This is a genomic window from Sphingobacterium sp. IITKGP-BTPF85, assembly GCF_001006065.1.
GTDB classification, from domain to species: Bacteria; Bacteroidota; Bacteroidia; order Sphingobacteriales; family Sphingobacteriaceae; genus Sphingobacterium; species Sphingobacterium anhuiense.
On record NZ_ASZT02000232.1, the window covers coordinates 1 to 4,317 of the forward strand.

Genomic DNA, 4,317 nt, shown 5'->3' on the forward strand with positions numbered 1-4,317 from the left:
AAAAATGCAATTTTAAGTTGTCGTCAATTGGTTATATAATGGTCTACATTATTGCATTTTGAATGGATAGTCAGCATAGTGACTTTGCGCAACAGATCTAATCTGCCGGCTTGATAATGTTTTTGGTCGTTTGTTTTTTATTCATAACTCGCTGTATAATTTACGAGTCTCGGGGCAAGTTATATTGATGAATATGGGACTACATGCCGTGGTTGCATTAAAGTTTCTGAAGCCTAACGTAACACGGACTAACAGTAGGCCCATATCCATCTTGATACACAAATATACGATTTGCAATACAAAGAAAAGACATGGGTATTTTAAACTACTGCCCTGCGTTACGGCTTCAGAAATTGCAACCGCAAGACTCTTATTTTAAATACCAGTATTATTTATACAGTTTTAAAATTTCTGTTAATAATATCAACACAAACATAGTGAATTAATCTAATAATTCACATATAAAAATTATATATTTTTTCACAATCTGCCATAACTTAAGGAATGGCTAGAGACATCAATTGTATAATCGGAAAAAATCTAAAAATTGTAAGGAAAAAGCTCTTGTTTTCCCGTAAAATATCTGCAGAGAAAGCTGAGATTACGCCACGATCTTTAGAGTTAATTGAAACAGCGGATAAGTATTTAAACATAGAGGATAGAGATAAATATGTTGAATTCCTCGGACTTAATTTAGATATCCTTAGTGATAAAAACTTCAACATGACTTGGCAAGAACTTACATTTATTTTAAAGAAAAAGCATCCTAATGAGGAGAATATCGCTGAAATAGAAACAAATAAAGTTATACCAAAGCAAGTGATAACGCAAAGAGTTCTCCCTGCAAAATTATTAGAAGTGTCTATTTCGGTAGCCGAACTAAAGGAAGAAATTCGAATAAGGTTTAGATACAATTTTGACAGAAATAAAATCCAAAATGCTCTTAATAATTTAGTATTAGAAGGAGCTCTGATAAAGTCGAATGATGTTCCTATTAAGTATCAAAGATCAACTGAAAAATTTCCGAAAGAAATCGACCATATTTTTGACTTGGTTGTGAAATTGGAAGAAATTGCTGACTCTCTCACTCTTAACTTAGTGAATGGACTTTCTAACAAAATAAAACCATCTTTCAGAAAAATGGCTAAGATCTTAATAATATTAAAAGATTGCGAAAAATCTAGATTTGACCTGTTTACAAGTATTGGAATGATAAACGACAGCAATAATGTTATTCGCACTATATCTGTATTGGAGAAATTGAATTTAATTCAGAAAACAGAATTAGCTCCAAAAAGTAGTAAACAAAAATATCAACTAACAGAAAAAGGTTCACAACTACTTCAAGAATTGGATATGTTATAATCATTAATTTATCTTCCAAACCACGAAATTTTAGACTCTGATCATATTAAAAGAAAAATGAAATTAAAACAATTTATACTTTTTTAGTCATATCATTTATTGGAATTTGTAATTTTATTTTTGCAATTTACGGTAACCCTCAATTGATAATAGTTATATTAATTATATTTGATTAGGTCATATAAAAGTGAAAAAAGACAATCGCATATGTTTTATCGCATATCCAGTCGAATTTGGGTAGCTATGCGCTTTAATGTAGCGTTTATAAACAAATTAGCAGTAATGCTGAATAAACATAACAAACAGCAATGGACTATATAATTGACGAGTTGAATCTAAATAATAAGCTTGAAGAATTAAGTTTGAGTCTTCCATCTACAATTAGTTTTTTCCCCGAAAACCTTGAAACTGTCGAAGCAAAAGAAAAATTTATTTTCACAGAAAGCATGGTTGACCTGAATAAGGTATTTAGGCAAAGTAATATTACTTTAGAAGTTCTCGGTGGTGACACAGAACTTTATCGTAGCAGAAAAAATGCAGACATATATTTACCTGCGGTGTTTTTTAGTCTTTCGATGATCTCAGAAAATCCGAATCTTGTTTCTGTTTCTTTAAATGTTTTGTCGAGTTACGTATATGATCGACTTAAAGGAAGTTTTGGAAAAAAGACAGCTCATGCGGAGTTTTATATTGAAACAAAAGAAAAGGGAAAAATCAAAAAAGTAAGTTATAAAGGAGAAGCGAGTGGAATAAAAGACTTGGAAAAAGTTATAAAGGCATTGAAATGAAACTATTCTTTGAAAATCCAAATCTCTTAATAAAAGAGTTTAATGAAATGGCGGCCATTTCTCAGAAAAAGGCATTCATTACTATTGGTATTGAAATTCAAGAGGAGGAAATTAAAACACTTGAAAGTTATCGTGAAGAGTTGAAAATATTAAAAAAGGGGTTTATTGATAGAAATTTGGAGAATGAAGCAAACCTCGTTTATTGCATAGACAATTCTTTACTTGCTATTCAATATGAACTACAAATGCTTGTAAATATTAAGAAAGATAAAATGTCCGAGGCTTGGGGAAACTTAGTTAATGCTCAGGTTACTTATGGAACAGTAGTTAGCAATTATCCATTTGAATTAGATTCTGAAAATGGATACATGAAAAGGTTAATGAGCTATGAAAAGCTTTTATTCCCAAATTTATTTTTTCAAAGTGCAGGTGGAATCATAAAAAAAAGCCATTGTTCAATTTGCAAGCAGAGTTTGAGCAAATGCGAACATATCAAAGGGAAGTTATACATGGGTGAAATGTGCTGTCGAATCATTACTGAAATGGAGTTAGAAGAAGTTTCTTTTGTTGAAAATCCGGCAAATAAACATTGTAGAATTCTGACAATTGAACAAAACGGAAAGAAAACAGACATTATGACGCTCAGAGAAGAAAGCCCTACAGCTACCAGCGGTTTGGCGTAATGGCGGGGGCATTGCTTCGTATGACAGTTTTATGGTAGGTTCTAGTGCAGATCTTCGTTTGAACTTTGAGCTAAAATCCGCCAATACACCAGGCCGCAAAACGTTATCCGCAATCGCAGAAAAACTATGAAAAATTATCTTCAACCAAACAGTCAGACCAAATGGAATTTCTTTATTGAGATGGGGGATGGATTTACTATCAGATATCTAAGCCAGCATTATCCGTTTAACAGTTTACAAATTGAGTCTATTAGTAATCATTTAGATTGGTATAACCTCTCGAATAATCCTTGCATGACTTTCGAATTAGTAGATGCATACAAAAGAAAACTTAATTTTGGAAATCTCCTTAATAATAACTCGTTAATATGGACAAATGAATTACTTACCAAATACTATAAGTTTATTGATAAGAATTGCTATACATATCGCGATTTTATTGAAAAAAGAGGGTTTAAAGGAAATTCTCAAAATACAAGTAACAGCAAACTATCAAGATTTTCAAATCTCTCACAAGAAGAAATAGAGAGTATGATAATGGAGTTCAGTAATTATTTCGAACTTTCTCATTCTAAAGAAATTCTTTGGAATGATCAATTACTCTCATTGATGAAAATTAGCCAAGAAAATATTGTAATTTTTATAATAAAAAAATATCCGATAATAATTGTTTCGACTATTTAAGTAAAAATGAACGCGTTCCGTGGGATCATGATCTAATTATAAAATATGAAAATCTAATAGATTTTTGGGACTTATCTAGGAACAGAAATGCAACTTGGGACTTTGACTTACTCACTAGATACAAGAAAAGATTGCGTTGGGACTACTTAATGGAGTCAAAAACTCTTGAAAAACTTGAATGGAATTGGGAAAGATTTGAACGTTTTAAAGATAATATCGTTGAAGCTAAAAGTGATTTTTTTAATAATATATATTTTTTTGACAATCTGTTCGGCAACTTAAGCTTTCTAGAGGTCGCTGAAATCCTGAAACAAATGAGTAAAATCAAAAGCAGAAACAATAAATTTTCTTTTCTAAGAAGATTTTTTATGTAGTTTATGGTATTCCTTCATTTAATCAAAATCTTAAAAAACGATAGTTTAATAGTAAACTTCAAAGTATCAGGTAAAAAAAGATACTTATTAAAAATGAGCGAAACACTTTCTACCTGATCAGAAATCTTAAGCTTCTCTTAATCCCACAAAAAATTGATAATTAATTCTAACGCTAGATGGGTTTTGAACACGATGATTTACCAGACGTGTCAGTAATAATAACATGAAGAAAGAAACCAGAATACTATTTATTACTATTAGTTTAAATCTGCTGATCGCATTTATTATCCCACCTATCATAAATGCTTAAAGGAACTTATTGCACTGAATTACCTGGAATATAATCCCTCCTATCATCCGAAATTAGGAAGTGAGATTAAAATCAAATTATAGTTCAAATGTTATAAAATAAATAATAGTTCA

The 4,317-nt window shown here is 30.7% G+C and carries 4 protein-coding genes; all 4 read left to right on the plus strand.

The features are described from left to right. The first annotated feature begins 504 nt into the window (after positions 1–504). The 4 genes from L950_RS24290 (at position 505) to L950_RS24305 (ending at position 3,520) form a co-directional block, all read left to right on the plus strand. The gene (locus L950_RS24290; protein ID WP_021189992.1) at positions 505–1,365 is read left to right on the plus strand and encodes a hypothetical protein; all 861 of its coding nucleotides are present in this window, start codon (positions 505–507) and stop codon (positions 1,363–1,365) included. 308 nt (positions 1,366–1,673) lie between these two features. Continuing rightward, positions 1,674–2,153 (plus strand): hypothetical protein, encoded by a 480-nt coding sequence (locus L950_RS24295; protein WP_021189993.1) that lies wholly within the window; start codon positions 1,674–1,676, stop codon positions 2,151–2,153. Then, positions 2,150–2,836: a hypothetical protein gene (locus L950_RS24300; protein ID WP_021189994.1), complete on the plus strand. Its 687-nt coding sequence runs from the start codon at positions 2,150–2,152 to the stop codon at positions 2,834–2,836. Before L950_RS24295 ends, L950_RS24300 begins: the two co-directional genes overlap by 4 nt. A 126-nt stretch (positions 2,837–2,962) precedes the next feature. After that, entirely contained in the window at positions 2,963–3,520 is a 558-nt protein-coding gene (locus tag L950_RS24305; protein WP_021189996.1) for a hypothetical protein, read from the plus strand. The last annotated feature ends 797 nt before the right edge of the window (positions 3,521–4,317 follow it).

What these genes read in the sequence shown, in the direction of transcription:
- L950_RS24305 (WP_021189996.1), top strand. Translation starts at nt 2,963, where the DNA reads ATGAAAAATTATCTTCAACCAAACAGTCAGACCAAATGGAATTTCTTT.
- L950_RS24295 (WP_021189993.1), top strand. Translation starts at nt 1,674, where the DNA reads ATGGACTATATAATTGACGAGTTGAATCTAAATAATAAGCTTGAAGAA.
- L950_RS24290 (WP_021189992.1), top strand. Translation starts at nt 505, where the DNA reads ATGGCTAGAGACATCAATTGTATAATCGGAAAAAATCTAAAAATTGTA.
- L950_RS24300 (WP_021189994.1), top strand. Translation starts at nt 2,150, where the DNA reads ATGAAACTATTCTTTGAAAATCCAAATCTCTTAATAAAAGAGTTTAAT.